The organism is Psychrobacter muriicola 2pS (assembly GCF_904846535.1).
Lineage (GTDB): Bacteria > Pseudomonadota > Gammaproteobacteria > Pseudomonadales > Moraxellaceae > Psychrobacter > Psychrobacter aquimaris.
In genome coordinates this window covers 524254-541787 of sequence record NZ_CAJHBC010000001.1, presented here as the reverse complement: position 1 = coordinate 541787, position 17534 = coordinate 524254, and the positions used below count along the sequence as shown (strand labels likewise).

Sequence of the window (17534 nt, the reverse complement as noted above, 5' to 3'; positions counted from 1 at the left end):
AAAAATATGAGCTGCAAAGTATAGCAAATTTCCTGTCGATTTTTCGTAGGAATAAGGTCTTACTTATAGATATCAGTTCGACCATCGGGACCATTCTTAAAACGACGATGGAACCACATCCACTGAGTGGGATCAATACGAATCAACCCTTCTAGCAACTCATTGACTCGCGTCGCATCAGCCACTTCGTCGTTACTTGGATAGTTTTGAATCTCTGGAGTAATCGTTAGGTGATAATGTGGGCGTTTGCCTTTGGGTAAACTGTCAGGCGTTTGCCGATAGGTATGCAGCGCCATTAGCGCTGGTGGACGTGCCTTGTCGCCCAATTTTGCCATGCGCCGTGATGCCGTAATAGTAGCTGCTGGCACACCAAAAAATGGTGCCATGACGCCTTGTTTTAAACCATAATCTTGGTCAGGTGAGTACCAAATCACATGACCAGCTTTAATTGACTTAACAAAACTGCGCATGTCACGACTGGCTATTTGCTTGCCAAAAATATTGGTACGACCATTATAAATAAACCAGTCAAGCAGCGGGTTATTTTGTGTGCGATACATACAGTCTAAGGCAAAAAATTGGGCACAAAATAAACCACCCAAATCTAGCATGGTGTAATGAGCACCGAGTAAAATAACAGGCCGACCCTCATTCTGTGCATTGACAATGTGCTGCAATCCCGAAATTGAAACGGTACGAGTAAAAACATTTGGACGATACCAAGCACATAAGGTTTCAAACACGCCAATGCCCTGATTGACAAAGACTTGTTTTGCCATCAATTCGCGCTCGACGTCTGGTTTTTCTGGAAAGGCCAGTTTTAAGTTGATAAGCGTATCACGCCGACGTGAGCCTGCCACTTTATAGATAAATATACCAAGCTTACGCCCCAGCCAAAACTGCCAACGTAGCGGCAAAAAGATGATGGGTAAGATCATTGCTGCTAATAGCCAAATGCCCCAATATTTAGGCAACAAAAACTGCCATTGAAAAGGTTTTTTTTCTATGGGTGCTGTGCGCTTATGGTTTTGGGTAATCGTTGGCATGCCAGCGGGTATCGCTGGGGACTTAGCAGGCTGATGCGTACTTGGCGGTGGCAGGCTGCTTTTGGTAGGTGGTTTGCTTGGGTCGTATTGTTCAGGCGCTTTCATAACATTGTTACTAATAATGAAAAGTTATCATCATGATGGGGTAGTCAGCATGGCTTTACAAGGTGGTTTATGCACAAAACCACTACCTAATACAGAAATTATCAGCCATAAAAAAACCTTATAAGCTGCGAACAGCTTATAAGGTTTTGCAAATCTACTCTTTTCTTTAATATTGTGACTGTCGCTCTGAGATAAAGACAACAGCCGCAGAAAGATAAGAGATAGCTTTGATTAACGTTTCGAGAATTGTGGACGTTTACGTGCTTTACGTAGACCCAATTTCTTACGTTCAACTTGACGTGAGTCACGAGTAACAAAGCCAGCTGCTTTTAGTGCTGGTTTGTTGGCTTCGTTCAGCTCAATCAATGCACGCGTGATGCCGTGACGGATTGCGCCAGCTTGACCACTAATACCGCCACCTTTTACAGTGATGTAAAGGTCATAAGCAGTAGGTGAGTCAAGTAATTCTAAAGGCTGACGAACAACCATACGTGAAGTTTCACGGCTAAAATACTCATCAAGTGGCTTGCCGTTAACAACGATGCTACCAGTACCTTTAGCTAAAAAGACACGAGCAGTAGACGTCTTGCGGCGACCAGTTCCGTAATTGCGTTCCATAAGTATATCCTTAGATGTCTAGTTCTTTAGGTTGCTGTGCAGTATGTGGATGTTCAGTACCCGCATATAGCTTCAGCTTCTTGATCATCGCATAGCCAAGAGGGCCCTTTGGAAGCATACCCTTAACTGCTTTGTGTAGAACATCTTCAGGCTTATTTGCAAGCAATTTACTGAAGTTGGTTTCCTTGATACCACCTGGGTAGCCACTGTGACGATAGTATTTTTTATCTTGCGCTTTTTTACCCGTTACCGTGATTTTATCAGCATTGATGACAACAATAAAGTCACCAGTGTCAACGTGCGGCGTAAAAGAAGGCTTATGCTTGCCACGTAAGCGACTAGCGATTTGAGTGGCTAAGCGACCAAGGGTTTTGCCGTCAGCATCTACGACATACCAGTCATGGGTCACTTCAGCTGGTTTTGCACTAAGTGTTTTCATGATAAAACCTTAAAATTAGAATTCGTTGAGAGTTTAGCTGGGAACGGGGCTCTCAAAAAACAGACTGCACATTATAAGCAGTAGCGCCTACGCTTGCAAGCTGCATTGGGGTTTATTTTCGCCTTATATACATTAAACTGCAGCGTTGGCCAGTTTTTAGCGGTTCTAAACATTTGTAAAATTTGTTAATGGCTTTCATTAACCCGACAATTATGACGATGATAAACGATAAAGTCCAGCAACAACTTGTCCAACTTTGGTTTGTTTTAAGCATTCAAAGTCGATTGTTGGCTGAATGGTTGATTTTTCATTAAGGACCGCTGCCAATTGTTTCAACTGCGGTGCTAGATCTTTATCCGCTTCCAAATAAATCAGTGTTTCACTATCAATTAACGACTGGGTAATCAATGCCATTAAAATGGGTTGCCACAGATCTTGAGCATAAGGTGGATCGATGAACACAATATTGAAAGGGCGCGGAACAATCTGCTCTTGCATCAATACCTTTTCTGCGGTGCCTTGGATAATTTGATGGGTATCAGTGCTCAGATGCAATTGTTCTGCACTTTGACGCAGCATATTGCTTTGCGCAGGATTTATTTCGATAAAAGTGGCGTGCGCGGCACCACGAGACAGTGCTTCAAAACCTAAGACACCGCTACCGGCACAGCTATCGAGCACATAAGCGCCATGAATATCAGCAAGTAGCCAGTTAAACAGCGTCTCTCGCAAGCGATCTGGGGTCGGGCGTAGACCTTCTGCGTCGATAAAACGTACAACACGGCGTTTAAACTGACCACCAATGATACGCACGTCGCCCGCTGCTGCATTTTTGGTCTTATGGTTGTTTTTAGGCTCACGGCCGCTTGTATATTTTTTCATAATGTTCGTTGTTTACCGTATCTCGTTTAGCGTATTTTTACTCAGAGTTCGTGGTTGCTGCTTCCGCCTTTTCTTCCAGCGCTTTTTCTTCTTTTTCACGCTGAGCGTCACGCATCAATTTCTCAAAGGCTTTTTGGCGCTTGATGGCTTTTAGCTTATCCGCAGTTGGTGGCAAAATAGGGTTAGTTTTGCGTTGTAATATCCAATAATCAAACAGCTCACGACCAATAGGGGCAGCTACAGCGCCACCACCGCCACCGTTTTCGACCAATACCGCAAGAGCGATTTGTGGATCATCTACTGGCGCAAAGCCATTAAACCAAGCATGATCCCAATGCCGTGAGTCTAATGCTGACTTATCATAACGTTTGCCTTGAGCAATAGACTTGACCTGTGCGGTTCCAGATTTACCAGCGATACGATACTTTGGGTTATAAGCGCGACGTGCCGTACCACTTTCAACGGTTGCTTCCATCGCATCATGCATGCGTAACCAATCAGAAGGCTTACCATTATAATTAATTTTGCCATCAGGCTTGGTAATCACTTTAACGGCTGCTGCGCCATCGCTCCTCTTTAGCAGATGCGGAGTAATATGGTAGCCTTTGTTCGCCGTCATGGCTGTCGCATTAGCAATTTGTAACGGTGTGGCTAAGAAATAGCCTTGCCCAATGCTGACAGAGATGGTTTCACCTGGCAACCAGCCTTTATCGTAGGTGTCTTTTTTCCATTTTGGTGAAGGCATGATTCCCGATTTTTCGTTGGGTAAGTCGATACCCGTTTGGTCACCAAAACCAAAGCGTATCATCCAGTCATGAAGACGTTGAATACCCATCTCGTAGGCCAGTTTATAATAATAAGTGTCAACTGACATCACGATAGATTTTTTCAAATTTACTGTACCATGACCACCGCGTTTCCAGTCACGGAAACGATGCGAATCTCCGGGTAAGCTAAAATAGCCAGGGTCATAAATGGTCGTATCCCAATTGCGTAAACCATAATGAATACCGCCTAAGCCTTCAAAAGGTTTAATGGTTGAGCCAGGAGGATACGTGCCTTGTAGTGCTCGATTATATAATGGTTCGTCAGGATCTTCACGCAGTGCATCATAGTCTTTAAAAGAGATACCTGAAATAAAGGGATTGGGATCATAGCTTGGGTTACTAACAAATGCCAGTACGTCGCCGTTTTTGGGGTCGATGGCCACGATAGCGCCGCGACGTCCATCTAGCTGCTGCTGTGCAATCGTTTGCAAGCCGTAATCTAAACTCAACGTGATGTCGTTGCCAGATACTGGTGGTTTGGTGTCCAATTGACGTAAAATATTGCCATGAGCATCTGTTTCTACCGACTGATAACCCGGTTGTCCTAGCAATATGTCTTCGTAATAATCTTCGATACCGATCTTACCGATCAGATCTGTGCCAGCGTAGCGATCTTTGTCAATGCGTTTGGTTTCTTTATCATTAATACGCCCAACATAGCCGATGACGTGTGCGAACAGCTCGTCATAAGGGTATGAACGCGTCAGCTTGCTTTGGATGGTCACACCACGAAAAAAGGGTTTGCGCTCACTAAACTGCGCCAATTGGGCATCGGTTAAGTCAATTTTAATGGTCACCGGATCGTTTTTACTTTTACTCAGACGCGCTAAAATATCGGTAATATTCTCATCTGTCAGCTCAAAGATAGGCGCAAGCAAATTTAGCGTACGCTCTGGATTTTCGACTTCATCAGGGCTTAGCATCGCTGTAAATACGGGCTGATTGTCTGCCAATATTATCCCATTGCGATCATAAATATAGCCGCGGCTGGGCGGTGCAGAGATCAGTTTAATGCGGTTGTTGTCTGCTTGCGTCGTATACTTATCGTGCGCATAGACTTGCAAGTAACCATAACGCACGATCAAGCCGCTCAAACCAATAAATATCAAAATTCCAAGGATAATGATACGGTTGGTGAAAATACGATTGACCTGTTCGGTATTGGGAGTTAGCGGTTTATTCATATAAAGTCAGAGCCCAAACGGTCAGTGAGTCAATAAAACAGGATAAAAGGGCGGGGGAGTTCACCAAAGTTCGGCGAGCATAAAGGATAATAATAAGAATTTCAATTACATGGGTTGATATGAGTTGAAATCGTAACGTATCAATCTATATATCACTATGTGCTGTCATACAATCACAAATTATAACAGAACAAATGGGCAGACGCAGTACACCGCCATTTATTTTGTGCTTGTGATTGCCTAAAGTCCTTGTGGGTTATATTAATATTGTTGCTATCGAAAGTAGGTCATAAAACGTGTCATCTCTAGTCACAACTTGCCTAGGCTCAACGTGTGCTAATGGATGGCAAGTATGCTAAAATCAGGCGATTTATTTGATAATTATTATTATAGGCAGAGCGTCTTTTTGTAAAGCGTTCTAATTTGCTAACCGTCTTTAATTAGCAACGACAATCAACCTGTCAGGGGCAAGATAAGTCATGGATGCAACTTCATTGTGGCAGACAATAGCTGAACACCCAGAGTTTTTTGCCATGCTGACCATTCCACCTGTGACCGCATTTGTCACATGGATACACGTGTGGATGGCGCTTAAAATGCTGTTTTATCCGATTAAGTTTCGGGGTATTCGTATTCCAAACTTCCCATTTTTTGGGTTGCCGGGTATCGGCTGGCAAGGTATCGTCCCACGTAAGGCTGGAAAAATATCAGGCGTTATTGTTGATCAGACGCTGTCAAAGCTCGGCTCGCTTGATGAGTTCTTTCAGGCGATGGAACCTGAGCAGATGGCGGTATTTATCACTGATACGGTGGACAAAAACCTTGAGGCATTGATTGATGAAATCATGCTGGATCATTCGCCTGCGCTATGGGGTAATCTTCCTTATGCGTTGAAACGCCGTGTCTACGCTCAAGCACATCAAGAGCTGCCCAATATTATGCAGTCTTTGGTGACTGACCTGACCCATAATGTCGAAAACTTGGTTGATATGCGCAAAATGATTGTTAACACGATGGAAAGCGATCGTCGGTTAATGGTCAATATGTTTTTAAAGGTTGGTCAAAAAGAGATTGATTTTATTTGGCATATCAGTGCTTTGATTGGTTTGGTGTTCGGTATTATCCAAATGTTTATATTTTTGGTGGTGCCGCAGCATTGGACAGTCCCATTTTTTGCTGCGATTTGGGGTTTTCTCACCAATTGGATTGCTATTTGGATGGTATTTAATCCCGTAGAACCGAGATTTATTCCTTATGTGAAGTTTTTTGCGATCCAGAGCAGCTTTCCATTTATTAAACCGCAATTACCGCATATCGCCCATTATCGTTTGCAAGGCGGTTTTATGAAACGCCAAGAAGAAGTCTCCGAGGTTTTCGCTGAGATTGTCGTAAAAGATTTGGTGACGCTTGAGAACATCATGAATGAGATGATGTATGGCGACCGTGCTGTGCAAACACGTGAGTTGATGAAGTCGCATTTATATAAAGTGCTAGAGTCGCCAGTGATTAGTACGACACTGCGCGTAGGCTTGGGCCGCCGCGAATATGGACAGTTAAAAAATACTATTATTGATAAATCGATTGTTGCGACGATGGTGCCGCTGCGTGATCCTGAGCTGAATGAGAGCCGTGCTAGTAAAATATTTGGGCTGTTTCGCGACCGTATTCGTGCGCTAACGCCAAATGAGTTTCAGAACTTATTACGTCCTGCTTTTCGTGAAGATGAGATGACGTTGATCGTGCTAGGTGGTTTGACAGGTTTTTTAGCGGGTTGGTTGCATCTGGTCTTGGTGTTTTTCCCTGCGATTCAGTAACGGCGCATTTTTTATGTTCTTTATACACATCGCATACAGAGTGGATACAGAAATGTGACAAGTTGACGCTAATGTAGCTTGCTGTAAGTGCCCTCAGCTGCAACGGCTAATGGTGATTTTATAATAAATATTAGTAATAAAGACCAGCAGTATAAATACTCGTAGTAGCGATTATTGGATACTTTCGAATATCCTAAAAAACCAATCCCTAAAATAAACAATGACCGTATCAAGGTAAACAAGGTTAGACCGTATGTTAATCACAGAATTGGGTTATTTTGCCTTGCTAGCCGCCTTTATATTGGCGATTTTGCAGGTGGTATTACCAACCGTCGGCGTCATGCGTGACCACGTTGCGTGGCAGCGTCTGGCACCAAGTCTGGCGTGGGCACAATTTGCCGCCATGATCACATCATTTGCCGCGCTGATGGCAGGCTTTTATTACAATGACTTCAGCCTAGTTTATGTCACTCAGCATTCCAATACGCTGTTGCCTTGGTACTATAAGTTATCAGCAACCTGGGGTGGTCATGAGGGTTCCTTGCTGCTTTGGATGACCATTATGGCCACTTGGTGTGCGCTGGTCTCTTACTTTAGCCGTGGTTTGCCACTGTCTATGCGTGCGCGAGTATTGGTAATTTTGGCTGGTGTACAGATGATGATGCTAGCGATGCTTATCTTTACCTCGTCGCCATTTGATCGCACATTACCGAACTTACCTGTTGATGGTGCGGATCTAAATCCTGTACTACAAGATTTTGGTTTGATTATTCACCCACCGATGCTGTATATGGGCTATGTGGGTTTGGTCGTGCCGTTTGCCTTTTGTATGGCGGCATTGTGGGAAGGTCGTTTGGATGCGGTATGGACACGCTGGTCGCGTCCGTGGGCATTGGCGGCTTGGGGCTTTTTGACTGTTGGTATCGCGCTTGGCTCATGGTGGGCTTATTATGAGCTTGGCTGGGGTGGTTGGTGGTTCTGGGATCCAGTAGAGAATGCCTCACTGATGCCTTGGCTGGCTGGTACGGCATTGTTACATTCGCTTGCCGTCACAGAAAAACGTGGCGTCTTTAAAGCATGGACGATCATGCTGGCAATCTTTGCTTTTGCACTCAGTTTGCTTGGTACGTTCCTAGTACGCTCAGGCGTTATTACTTCGGTGCATTCGTTTGCTGCTGACCCCACCCGTGGCCTGGTGATCTTAGTGATTCTTGGGGTGATTATCGGCGGCGGCTTGCTAATGTTTGCGGTACGTGGCTGGCGTTTAACGGTTGAAAGTCAGTATCAGCTGATCTCACGCGAGTCATTTTTAGTCATTAACAACGTCATTATTTTGATTTCAACCTTAGTTGTCTTACTCGGTACGCTATATCCTATTATTGCTGACTCCTTCAATTTAGGTCAGGTGTCTGTCGGCCCTCCTTATTTTAATGCGTTATTTGTACCTTTGACGTGGCTGCTATTAGTGGCAATGGGTATGGGCTCGAACATTCGCTGGAAAAAAGATAGCCGCCCGTTATTAGGTGTTGGCATGGTCATTGCTGTCAGTAGTTTGGTGCTTGCGGCGATTATTACTTATTTTGTTAGTTCATCTGACATGCTCAATATTGGTGTGACGCTAGCAGTCAGTTTTTGGGTCTTGTTTTGGATGGTGGTTGATTTTAAAGATAAAACCAAAAACGCACCCAGTTTTGTTAAAGGTTTACGCCAGTTACGTCTGAGCTATTGGGGTCAGCAGACCGCTCATATCGGTGTCATTATTGCTGTCATTGGTGTCGCATTTACCAGTACGCTGAGTATTGAACGCGATGTCGCACTTGGACCGAACGATAGTGTTCATGTCCAAGGCTATGATTTTACCGTAAAAGGCTTTCGTGAAGTCAAAGGCAGTAATTTTGATGCCACTCAAGCTGAAGTTGAGATAACCAAAGACGGGCGTGCGGTCACGACTTTATATCCTGAAAAACGTAACTATATTATTAGTATGATGCCGATGACGGAAGCCGCTATTGATGCCAGCCTAATGCGTGACGTATATGTGGCTCTTGGCGAACCTATCGCAGAAGACAGCAACGAATGGGCTGTGCGTATCTATGTTAAACCGCTTATTCGTTGGATATGGCTTGGCGCTCTGATTATGGCGTTCGGTGCTCTACTGAGTATGTTGGATAACCGTTATCGTATTAAGAAAGCTAAGACGCCTGCACAAATTGCGGCGAATAAAGCAGGCTTTACCACCGTCACTGATTTGGATACGCCAGCATTAAAGACAGGGGATAAGTAATATGAGCACATCAAAGCATTCCTCTGATCAAAATGCAAAGCCGGATAAGATAAGTGGCACAAAAACCATGAACAAAAAGCAACTTAAGCTATGGTTTTTAATTCCGCTGATCATTTTCATCGGTTTGGTCATCATGCTATATATGCGTTTGGGTAAGCCGACGGACATCGTTACCAATACGGCACTAGAGCGTCCAGTGCCTGCCTTTGAGTTGCCTTTATTATCAGATACCAGTCGTATCATGACCAATGAGAATCTCCCTGATAAGCCCTTTTTGATGAATATTTGGGGCTCTTGGTGCCCAACGTGTATTATTGAGCATCCCTTTCTCATGCAATTAGAAGAACGCGGTGTCAATCTGGTCGGGGTCAACTATAAAGATGACATTGGCGATGCCCTAGGCTACTTAAACCGAGGTGGCGATCCGTTCTCGATGTCCATTCAGGATCTATCTGGTCAATTTGCTTTAGATTTGGGTTTGACGGGTGCGCCTGAGACTTTCATCGTTGATGGTGAAGGGATTATTCGTCAGCATATTATTGGTGAGATCAATGAAAGCAACTGGCAAAGCCGTATCACGCCTTGTTTGATGGTGCTCAATGAAGCCAATGATCACAACGTCAGCCCAGATCCGATTCAGGTTGCGGAGGCGTGTAAATGATAGCCAATAAAATAACAGCCATTACGTTAAAAGTAGCGAGCTTATTGATAGCTTGTCTAATAAGTATGGCAAGCTATGCTGCTATTGAGGTCTATGACTTTGATTCTGTGCAGCAAGAAGCCCAATATCGTGGCCTCATTGAAGAGCTGCGTTGCCCAAAATGTCAAAACCAAAATCTTGCAGGATCTGATGCGCCCATTGCCCAAGATCTAAAGCAAAAAACGTATGATTTGATAAAAGATGGTCGTAGTGATGGCGAGATTCGCGCTTATATGCAGGAACGTTATGGCGATTTCATCACTTATAAGCCGCCTGTCCGTCCATCAACGTGGATTTTGTGGTTTTTTCCGCCATTATTACTCATTATTTTACTCATAGGCTGGTTCTGGCAGAGCAAACGACGTCAGCTTGTCGCTAGTGGTGAAAGTGGAGTAACGGTCAATAGTACTGCTGATGCCTTATCTGTTGCTGAAAAAGCTGAACTTGATCGTCTATTATCACGTGCTGCGAGCGATGACAAAAACGACCATGATATTACAAGCCTCAAGGACAAAAAATGACCATATTCTCTACTGTGGGCTTATTTATTGCTCTAAGCTTACTCATCGCCTTAATACTCGCTGTTATTACTATCCTGCCTTGGCTGCGAGCCTCACGCTCGCCAGAAAAACCGGTGGACAACCAGCTATTGGATATTAACCTTGCTGTGTTCCGTGAGCGTCTAGCAGAACTAAAAACAGATAAAGACAGTGGTACTATCGATGACAGCCACTATCAAAACCAAAAACTGGAGCTTGAACGCCAGCTATTGGATGCTCAGCGTGAAGTCACACCGATGGTAGCGCCTGGTATCAAAAGCCGATTAATCATTATCGTCTGGGTGCCTGTATTGGCAGCGATGGCATATTTGATGGTCAGCGATCGTACGCCTGTGTTCGAGCTTTGGGCAGCTGAAGACAAAGTGGGTCAAGTGGCTGATGACTTGTTAACTGGCAAGATTGATCAGCCGCCTGCTTGGGCGATTGAAAATGGTCAACAGCTGATTAGTGCCATGCAGACCAATGTCTATCGACACGCTGATGACCCCAACCGCTGGATGCGTCTGTCTGAGCTGTTCTTATCACTAGAAGCGACGGATTCGGCACTAGAGGCTTTGTCGCGTGCTTATCGTTTGTCACCAGACAATGAAGAGATTGCAACCACTTATGCGCAGATTAGCTTCTTTGCCAATAAAGGCCAATTGGACGCTAATAGTCGCCGAGTGCTACAAGATGTGTTGGCCAAAAATCCAGAGCATGAGGGCGCACAAATGCTTATGGCAATGGGTGAGGCACGGAGTAGTAATTTTGATCAAGCACAAGGCTGGATTAAGCGTCTGCGTGACAGTATTGCGTCTAAACCTGGAGATCATACCAACGCATTGGCGAGTCTAGATGAGCTAAGTGCTAATGTGACCGCTCAGCAACAGCAAGCCTCTGAAGGTATTGATGTGACTATCAAGGTTAATGCTAGCTTGTTGCCACTAGTCAAAGCCGACGATGTATTGTTTGTCGCCATACGTGATGTCAACGGTGGCCCACCATATGCTGCCAAACGTTTACCGATCAGTGTCATCAAGCAAGGTGAAGCCAGTATTAGCCTAAGCGATTTGGATGCTATGATGCCTGAACGTACTTTGAAAGCGGCTCGAGCGGATAAAGTTCAATTGGCTGTCATTGCTCGTATTAGCCACAGTGGTACAGCAATGGCAGAGTCAGGAGACCTATCAGGCAATCCAGTGGTGATCAGTGCCGATCAAAATCAGGCAAATGTAGAAATCAATCAACAAATCCCATAGTATTAATGGCTGTCGTTGTCAGTATTTGTTGTATCGTCGCTGTTGCCCATAAAAAGGTGCAACAGCGTTATATGAACAGCTAAGTCATGACAACTCATGAGCGTAATCATGAAAATACTTGAGGTTTGCAAGGCCACAAGGTAAGGTATCTCTGCAATCAGCCAATCCCTAAGTTTTATTAATCCTAAAATCCCATTTAATTCAGGAGAATCGTGTAATGATGCGTATTATTTTGCTAGGTCCACCAGGCGCCGGTAAAGGTACTCAAGCCCAGTTTATTTCTAAAGAGTATGATATTCCACAGATATCAACGGGTGATATGCTGCGTGCAGCAATCAAAGAAGGCAGCGAGCTTGGTAAACAAGCCAAAGACATCATGAACGCCGGCGGTTTGGTTTCTGATGATCTCATTATTAACCTAGTGAAAGAACGTATCGCGAAGCCTGATTGTGCTAATGGTTGTATTTTGGACGGTTTTCCACGTACGATTCCACAGGCTCAAGCACTTGCAGATGCTGACGTTGCTATCGATCATGTAATCGAAATCAGCGTGCCTGATGACGAAATCGTCAAGCGCTTGTCTGGCCGTCGCCAGCATCCAGGTTCAGGTCGCGTTTATCACGTTGACCACAATCCACCTAAGGTCGATGGTATCGATGATGTGACTGGTGAGGCGCTAATCCAGCGTGAAGATGATAAAGAGTCTACCATTCGTGATCGTCTAGCCACTTACCATCAGCAGACATCAGCGCTTGTTGGTTTTTATCAAGACAAAGCCAAAGAAGGTGCCGATGCCCCTAATTATGATAAGTTTGATGGTACGCAAGGCATCGATGATGTTAAGCAACAAATCTTATCAGCGTTAAAAGGCTAGTTATCGATTTCGAATAATTGATGACGCGATTAAGAACCCTGTTTATTAGCAGGGTTTTTTTATGTCTGGTGTTTTTAAATATAGGTTTGATGATAATTGCTCAATGATTATTTTGAGTGAGGGCTTAATCCGCATCCAAAAAAAGCCGTTTACTGATCATCAGTAAACGGCTCTTAAATACTATTATTTTAGCTAAGCTTAATGCTTTAGCAAGTTAACATTTATGCTTATGCATTACCTTGAGCGTCAACTTGTGCTTGTTGCTGGCTTTGTGCGTAAGCTTGGTCAAAGTTAACAGGGGCTAGCAATAACTGCGGGAAGCTACCACGCGTTACTATGTCGCTGATGACTTCACGAGCATACGGGAACAAAACGTTCGGGCAGTATGCACCTAAGATTTGACCAATTTGGTCTTCTGGGATATCTTTCAACAAGAAGATACCTGCTTGATGCACTTCAGCGATAAATGCCGCTTCTTCTGCATTTTTTGCTGTAACGCTCACAGTTAAGATGACTTGATAATGATCGTCATCCAGTTTTTCAGCGTTGCTAGATAAATTGATATCAAGCTCCGGGTTCCACTCTTTGGTGAATACACTAGCGCCTGGGACTTCAAGTGACATGTCTTTTACGTAGATACGCTCTAGTGCCAATTGTGGTTGTGCTTGTTCTTCAGCCATGATAAATAAATCCTCTAAAATTGAATCAAATAGTTGGACAAACTGTCGTTTTAATCAAAGTTCATTGTAATATAGATCGAGAAAAAATCTTGATACTTTTATTACTATCTTTGCCGCTGTCTATCATTGCACAGGCAAAGACAGACAGCAACGAAAAGTAGCAGATTAACCTGCCAATAGCTCGTCAAGTTTGCCTTGTTGGTTCATTTGATTGAGCTCATCAAAACCACCGACAAAGGTCTCACCGACGAAAATCTGTGGCACAGTACGATAGTTATTGGTTTTTTTCATTAATTCTTGGCGCTCTTCGCGGCTCATATCGTGCATGCCAATTTCTTCATAGTCAACGCCTTTAGTTTTTAAGAGTTGTTTGGCGTTTGAGCAATATGGGCAAATAGGCGTCGTATAAACTTTAACAGCTACAGTCATGGTAAATCCTTATTTATAAGTTTAGAAGGTAAACGTTTTATTATAAAAAGTATTATAAATAATCATTCGATAAAAACTCTTATAATCCGTTACCAGCAAGTAATTGAAGATATATTCGGTGATGCTCGTTATTAAAGTGGGGATGAGTAGAGCAAATTCAAGATGCCTGAGTATAAAAGCTCTGACGGTAGCATAAATGCCACAAACAAAAAAACACCTTATCGATAGGTGTTTTTTTGTTTGTAAATATTCAACACGCCTCAATCATAAATCAATTGATACGGGCTGAATATCTTTTAAATAGCAGTATAGCTAACTACTTATGCAGACTTGGTTTGGCTTTGCCTTTATTTTTAGGCTTTGCATCTTTTAAACCGACCAATGGCATGCCCGCTGCTTGCCAGCCGCCGATACCACCTTCTAAGCGATAGACACTGTCTTTGCCGATCATTTGAATCGCCGCGCCCGCTTGCACACCCATATCACAGATGATAATCACGGGTTGCTCAATTGCGCGGATTTCTTCTAAGCGGTCTTTGAGCTCGGTGAACGGTATGTTACGGCTGCCTTGGATGTAACCAGTCTCAAACTTCTTTTTGGCACGAATATCGATTAGCTGCGCGTTTTGCGAGTTAACCATCATACCCAAGGTATTGGGCGATATTTTTCTGCCACTACGTTTGTTTTCAATCGTAAAAAATAGCACGGCAAGTACGGCTAATATACCAAATAAAAACGGGTGGTTGCCCACAAATTCCAGCGCACGATCCAAACCATACCTCCAAAAAAATAAGTGTTCGGTTAAGCTGAGAAGACAGCCTAACGATACTGAACAAGGCGCTATTATACCGATTAGACCATCCATAGTAAACGGGCGATGGTCAACCGAGCGATTAACTATCTATAAGTCAGCGATTAATAAGGCGGACACTAATAATACAAATGTTAATAAGGTTTAGTATCTGCCTCTTCTCTTAGGGTAACGAGGTTTTCCACACGGCGCTGCAATACCACGCCGTCAGCAACTGCTTGCCATAGTGCACAGCCTTTACTATTGTGAGTATGACGACAATCGCGGAACTGGCAGTTGCCTGACAACGGTGCAAGCTCCACAAAGCCTGAGATGATATCATCGGGTGTGAGGTGCCAAATGCCGTACTCACGGATACCTGGGGTATCGACGATACCGCCTTGGGTCAAGTCGGCTGGATTAAATGGCAATAAGCGGCTGGTGGTGGTGGTGTGTTGACCAAGTTTTGAGTTATCAGAGATGATATTGACGCTTTGTGCCGATTCAGGTAGTAGTGCATTGATTAAGCTGCTTTTACCAACGCCAGATTGTCCCGCAAAAATCACCAGTTTTTTATCGATATAACGTTTTAGCTCATCCAGCCCTTTTTGCTCATCACTGTTAGCGATGTTTTCAGGGCAATCGACCGAGGTAAGAACGCTTTCATAACCAAGCGCTGCATATTGTGCGAGTAATTCACTGGTATCGACGCCGTTTTCTTCTGCTAATAAATCGGCTTTATTGAGCACCAGCAGCGGCTTTACGCCAGCATGATGACAAACGACCAAATAGCGATCAATCAAAGTTGGCGCAGCAGCAGGTAGCGGCGCAAAGACAATGGCCAAAATATCAACATTGGCGGCGACAGGCTTGAGCTTATGATAACGGTCAGGACGCGAGACGAGAGAGGTGCGCGGCTTGACCGATTCAATACGTCCAAAGCCAGTATTAGGATCAGCACTCCAGCGTACTTGGTCGCCCGCTGCTAGCATCGGTAAGTTGGTACGCACATGACACCGCCAAATATCGCCTAAGGCCAGCTCTTGCCAAAACGGCTCAGGATCATCGGGGGCAATCTCCGGCTGCACAGGTATCACCGAAGGCAAGCTGGTCACTTGTACTTCTAGCTGCTTGCCATAATGCGCCATGACCACGCCATCCATCAAACTGTCATCGATGCTGTCTTGACTTGCCAGCTGTTGCTTGTCGATGCGACGAATCTGTTGCTTAGTCAGTTTGCGTTGCCGAATTAATGCCATGGGTTTTGAACCTATTAAAAAAATATTGCTAAGTGTAGCGTGAAAGTTTGATAACATACAGCCTAAAGCGCCTGCTGCAGACAGAGATTTTGTAACGTTTTAAGGGTTATAAATCAGTAAATGCAAAGTTTTGCTACAGTTTGCTACTTAGGCATGAACATTGACAGGCGATTTATCTAATTAATATTGCTCCAAAGTTGTACTAAACTTTATTGACCATAGGATGTTTTATGACTACCGGTGACCACCCCAACAAGATTAAAATCAGAAACCAAGGCAAAAAAGGGCTGGTATGGATTGACCTAGAAATGACCGGACTGGATACCTTGAATGATGAGATTATCGAGATTGCTACCGTTGTCACTGATGAAGATTTGAATGTCCTTGCCGAAGGGCCAGTGTTCGCTATAAAAGTATCGGATCAAACGTTAAATAAAATGGATGATTGGAATACCAAGCAGCATGGTCAGTCAGGATTGGTCGACCGTGTCCGCCGTAGTACCGTGACATTGGCAGAGGCCGAAGCTGAGACCATTAAGTTTCTCAATAAATGGGTCGATAGTGGTAAGTCGCCAATGTGTGGCAATTCAATCTGCCAAGATCGCCGATTTATGGCGCGTCAAATGCCGGAATTAGAAAAATTCTTTCATTATCGCAATCTGGATGTCTCGTCAATTAAAGAGCTTTGCTTCCGCTGGCGTCCTGATATTTTAAGAAACTTTGAAAAAGGCGGCAGTCACTTAGCGTTAGATGATATTCGTGATTCTATTCGTGAGCTAAAGCATTATCGCCAGCATTTCTTTAAATTAATACCGTAAAGTAAGAGTTGAGCTAGCAATAGCTTGACACTTAAATTCGCATCAATCATGCAGTATCATTTATATAAAAAAAGGTCTGTTGAATTATCAACAGACCTTTTTTATATTTAAGAGGTATTCTTAGGTACTATGTATTACGTCAGCGATTTAAACTCCACCAATCTAAATTCAGCATTATCATTTGCATGCTCGTCGCCTGTCACTGCGCCGACCACCGCACTGACTTTTGGCTGGCGGGTGTCTTTATCTAACAATCGCCAGTCGCCGAGCACGTAGCGTTTTTTATCATGAGTCGCGTGATGAATAGCTGGACGATGGGTATGTCCGTGCAGTAAAGCATCGCTATCCGTTATGGCTTGCAGCACAGCATCATCATTGACATTCATGATGCGTGCTGCTTTATTGGCATTATTCTGCTGGCTTTTTTTCCGCATTTTATCAGCGATAGCCAAACGTTTTTCTAAAGATTTGTTGAGCAAATACCATTGAGTCAAACGATTACGCATTATTTTTCGAAAAAACTGATACTTTTTATCATCAGTACACAAGGCATCACCGTGCTCTAGACGATAACTTTTCTGACCGACAGTCAATGTATACGGCTCATAAATAAGCTCGCCACCAAATAGATTGCAGAATGGCTGACCTAACAAAAAATCACGGTTGCCATGCATGACCAAAATCTCACAACCAGCTACTCGCAGTTGTTTTAATTTAAGGATAAGCGGAGTGAGCCAATGTATTTGTCGTTCCTCGTCAGATAAAGATAAATAAAAATCATCACCGAGCCAAACTTCAAACCAATCGCCTACAATAAATAAGCGTTTTAGCGCAGGCAGAGCAAGGCAATCATCAAGCAGCGCCAAAAAAGCCTGCACTAAGGCAGGCTCTTCAGGCGATAAATGCAAATCGCTAATCAATACTTGCCGCACTTCATGAGGGCGGGTGGTAATTAGGTGGTCAAAACTTTGCATTTATCCTTATCCT

Annotated in this window: 17 protein-coding genes; 7 read left to right on the top strand and 10 right to left on the bottom strand. The window is 43.9% G+C overall.

What is annotated here, in order from left to right; translation table 11 throughout:
• Positions 1-59 precede the first annotated feature (59 nt).
• The 5 genes from JMX93_RS02265 to mrdA all read right to left on the bottom strand — a co-directional run bounded on the left by JMX93_RS02265 (position 60) and on the right by mrdA (position 5101).
• On the bottom strand, positions 60-1151 hold the full coding sequence (locus tag JMX93_RS02265) for an LpxL/LpxP family acyltransferase (protein ID WP_499203713.1): 1092 nt from the start codon (positions 1149-1151) through the stop codon (positions 60-62).
• Positions 1152-1382: 231 nt separating this feature from the next.
• Positions 1383-1769 (bottom strand): 30S ribosomal protein S9, encoded by a 387-nt coding sequence (gene rpsI / locus JMX93_RS02260; protein ID WP_045451158.1) that lies wholly within the window; start codon positions 1767-1769, stop codon positions 1383-1385.
• Between the two features lie 10 nt (positions 1770-1779).
• Positions 1780-2208, bottom strand: a complete 429-nt coding sequence (gene rplM, locus JMX93_RS02255; RefSeq protein ID WP_193011164.1) for a 50S ribosomal protein L13 — start codon at positions 2206-2208, stop codon at positions 1780-1782.
• A 210-nt stretch (positions 2209-2418) separates the two neighbouring features.
• Positions 2419-3090 (bottom strand): 16S rRNA (guanine(966)-N(2))-methyltransferase RsmD, encoded by a 672-nt coding sequence (gene rsmD / locus JMX93_RS02250; RefSeq protein WP_499203712.1) that lies wholly within the window; start codon positions 3088-3090, stop codon positions 2419-2421.
• 37 nt (positions 3091-3127) lie between these two features.
• A complete protein-coding gene (mrdA, locus tag JMX93_RS02245) occupies positions 3128-5101 on the bottom strand; it encodes a penicillin-binding protein 2 (RefSeq protein ID WP_198331157.1) in 1974 nt (657 codons plus the stop codon).
• Positions 5102-5580: 479 nt separating this feature from the next.
• On the opposite strand from mrdA, the gene JMX93_RS02240 reads away from it, so the two are divergent.
• The 6 genes from JMX93_RS02240 to adk all read left to right on the top strand — a co-directional run bounded on the left by JMX93_RS02240 (position 5581) and on the right by adk (position 12571).
• Positions 5581-6915 carry a hypothetical protein gene (locus tag JMX93_RS02240; protein WP_499203711.1) on the top strand — a complete coding sequence of 445 codons (1335 nt, stop codon included), beginning with the start codon at positions 5581-5583 and terminating at the stop codon, positions 6913-6915.
• 253 nt (positions 6916-7168) lie between these two features.
• Positions 7169-9199: a heme lyase CcmF/NrfE family subunit gene (locus JMX93_RS02235; RefSeq protein ID WP_499203710.1), complete on the top strand. Its 2031-nt coding sequence runs from the start codon at positions 7169-7171 to the stop codon at positions 9197-9199.
• A 1-nt stretch (position 9200) separates the two neighbouring features.
• A complete protein-coding gene (locus tag JMX93_RS02230; RefSeq protein WP_198331160.1) occupies positions 9201-9860 on the top strand; it encodes a DsbE family thiol:disulfide interchange protein in 660 nt (219 codons plus the stop codon).
• 65 nt (positions 9861-9925) lie between these two features.
• Complete coding sequence (locus JMX93_RS02225; RefSeq protein ID WP_404816034.1) at positions 9926-10420, top strand: cytochrome c-type biogenesis protein; 495 nt, start codon at positions 9926-9928, stop codon at positions 10418-10420.
• Positions 10417-11697 (top strand): c-type cytochrome biogenesis protein CcmI, encoded by a 1281-nt coding sequence (gene ccmI, locus JMX93_RS02220; protein ID WP_499203709.1) that lies wholly within the window; start codon positions 10417-10419, stop codon positions 11695-11697. Before JMX93_RS02225 ends, ccmI begins: the two co-directional genes overlap by 4 nt.
• A 217-nt stretch (positions 11698-11914) precedes the next feature.
• Positions 11915-12571: an adenylate kinase gene (adk, locus tag JMX93_RS02215; protein WP_193011172.1), complete on the top strand. Its 657-nt coding sequence runs from the start codon at positions 11915-11917 to the stop codon at positions 12569-12571.
• A 227-nt stretch (positions 12572-12798) separates the two neighbouring features.
• Here adk and secB read toward each other — a convergent pair whose 3' ends face one another.
• The 4 genes from secB to rsgA form a co-directional block, all read right to left on the bottom strand.
• Complete coding sequence (gene secB, locus JMX93_RS02210) at positions 12799-13251, bottom strand: protein-export chaperone SecB (RefSeq protein ID WP_193011173.1); 453 nt, start codon at positions 13249-13251, stop codon at positions 12799-12801.
• Positions 13252-13416: 165 nt separating this feature from the next.
• Positions 13417-13680 carry a glutaredoxin 3 gene (gene grxC, locus JMX93_RS02205; RefSeq protein ID WP_045446994.1) on the bottom strand — a complete coding sequence of 88 codons (264 nt, stop codon included), beginning with the start codon at positions 13678-13680 and terminating at the stop codon, positions 13417-13419.
• A gap of 316 nt (positions 13681-13996) precedes the next feature.
• Positions 13997-14452 carry a rhodanese-like domain-containing protein gene (locus JMX93_RS02200; protein ID WP_045446990.1) on the bottom strand — a complete coding sequence of 152 codons (456 nt, stop codon included), beginning with the start codon at positions 14450-14452 and terminating at the stop codon, positions 13997-13999.
• A 173-nt stretch (positions 14453-14625) separates the two neighbouring features.
• A complete protein-coding gene (rsgA, locus tag JMX93_RS02195) occupies positions 14626-15729 on the bottom strand; it encodes a ribosome small subunit-dependent GTPase A (protein ID WP_499203708.1) in 1104 nt (367 codons plus the stop codon).
• 230 nt (positions 15730-15959) lie between these two features.
• On the opposite strand from rsgA, the gene orn reads away from it, so the two are divergent.
• Positions 15960-16547, top strand: a complete 588-nt coding sequence (gene orn, locus JMX93_RS02190) for an oligoribonuclease (RefSeq protein ID WP_443558439.1) — start codon at positions 15960-15962, stop codon at positions 16545-16547.
• 134 nt (positions 16548-16681) lie between these two features.
• On the opposite strand, the gene JMX93_RS02185 is transcribed toward orn, so the two are convergent.
• Complete coding sequence (locus JMX93_RS02185) at positions 16682-17521, bottom strand: UDP-2,3-diacylglucosamine diphosphatase (RefSeq protein ID WP_499203707.1); 840 nt, start codon at positions 17519-17521, stop codon at positions 16682-16684.
• Between the last annotated feature and the right edge of the window lie 13 nt (positions 17522-17534).

Bases quoted from the DNA above. Each gene is read 5' to 3' on its own strand.
- JMX93_RS02265 (WP_499203713.1), bottom strand. From the start codon at position 1,151: ATGAAAGCGCCTGAACAATACGACCCAAGCAAACCACCTACCAAAAGC.
- rpsI (WP_045451158.1), bottom strand. From the start codon at position 1,769: ATGGAACGCAATTACGGAACTGGTCGCCGCAAGACGTCTACTGCTCGT.
- rplM (WP_193011164.1), bottom strand. From the start codon at position 2,208: ATGAAAACACTTAGTGCAAAACCAGCTGAAGTGACCCATGACTGGTAT.
- rsmD (WP_499203712.1), bottom strand. From the start codon at position 3,090: ATGAAAAAATATACAAGCGGCCGTGAGCCTAAAAACAACCATAAGACC.
- mrdA (WP_198331157.1), bottom strand. From the start codon at position 5,101: ATGAATAAACCGCTAACTCCCAATACCGAACAGGTCAATCGTATTTTC.
- JMX93_RS02240 (WP_499203711.1), top strand. From the start codon at position 5,581: ATGGATGCAACTTCATTGTGGCAGACAATAGCTGAACACCCAGAGTTT.
- JMX93_RS02235 (WP_499203710.1), top strand. From the start codon at position 7,169: ATGTTAATCACAGAATTGGGTTATTTTGCCTTGCTAGCCGCCTTTATA.
- JMX93_RS02230 (WP_198331160.1), top strand. From the start codon at position 9,201: ATGAGCACATCAAAGCATTCCTCTGATCAAAATGCAAAGCCGGATAAG.
- JMX93_RS02225 (WP_404816034.1), top strand. From the start codon at position 9,926: ATGGCAAGCTATGCTGCTATTGAGGTCTATGACTTTGATTCTGTGCAG.
- ccmI (WP_499203709.1), top strand. From the start codon at position 10,417: ATGACCATATTCTCTACTGTGGGCTTATTTATTGCTCTAAGCTTACTC.
- adk (WP_193011172.1), top strand. From the start codon at position 11,915: ATGATGCGTATTATTTTGCTAGGTCCACCAGGCGCCGGTAAAGGTACT.
- secB (WP_193011173.1), bottom strand. From the start codon at position 13,251: ATGGCTGAAGAACAAGCACAACCACAATTGGCACTAGAGCGTATCTAC.
- grxC (WP_045446994.1), bottom strand. From the start codon at position 13,680: ATGACTGTAGCTGTTAAAGTTTATACGACGCCTATTTGCCCATATTGC.
- rsgA (WP_499203708.1), bottom strand. From the start codon at position 15,729: ATGGCATTAATTCGGCAACGCAAACTGACTAAGCAACAGATTCGTCGC.
- orn (WP_443558439.1), top strand. From the start codon at position 15,960: ATGACTACCGGTGACCACCCCAACAAGATTAAAATCAGAAACCAAGGC.
- JMX93_RS02185 (WP_499203707.1), bottom strand. From the start codon at position 17,521: ATGCAAAGTTTTGACCACCTAATTACCACCCGCCCTCATGAAGTGCGG.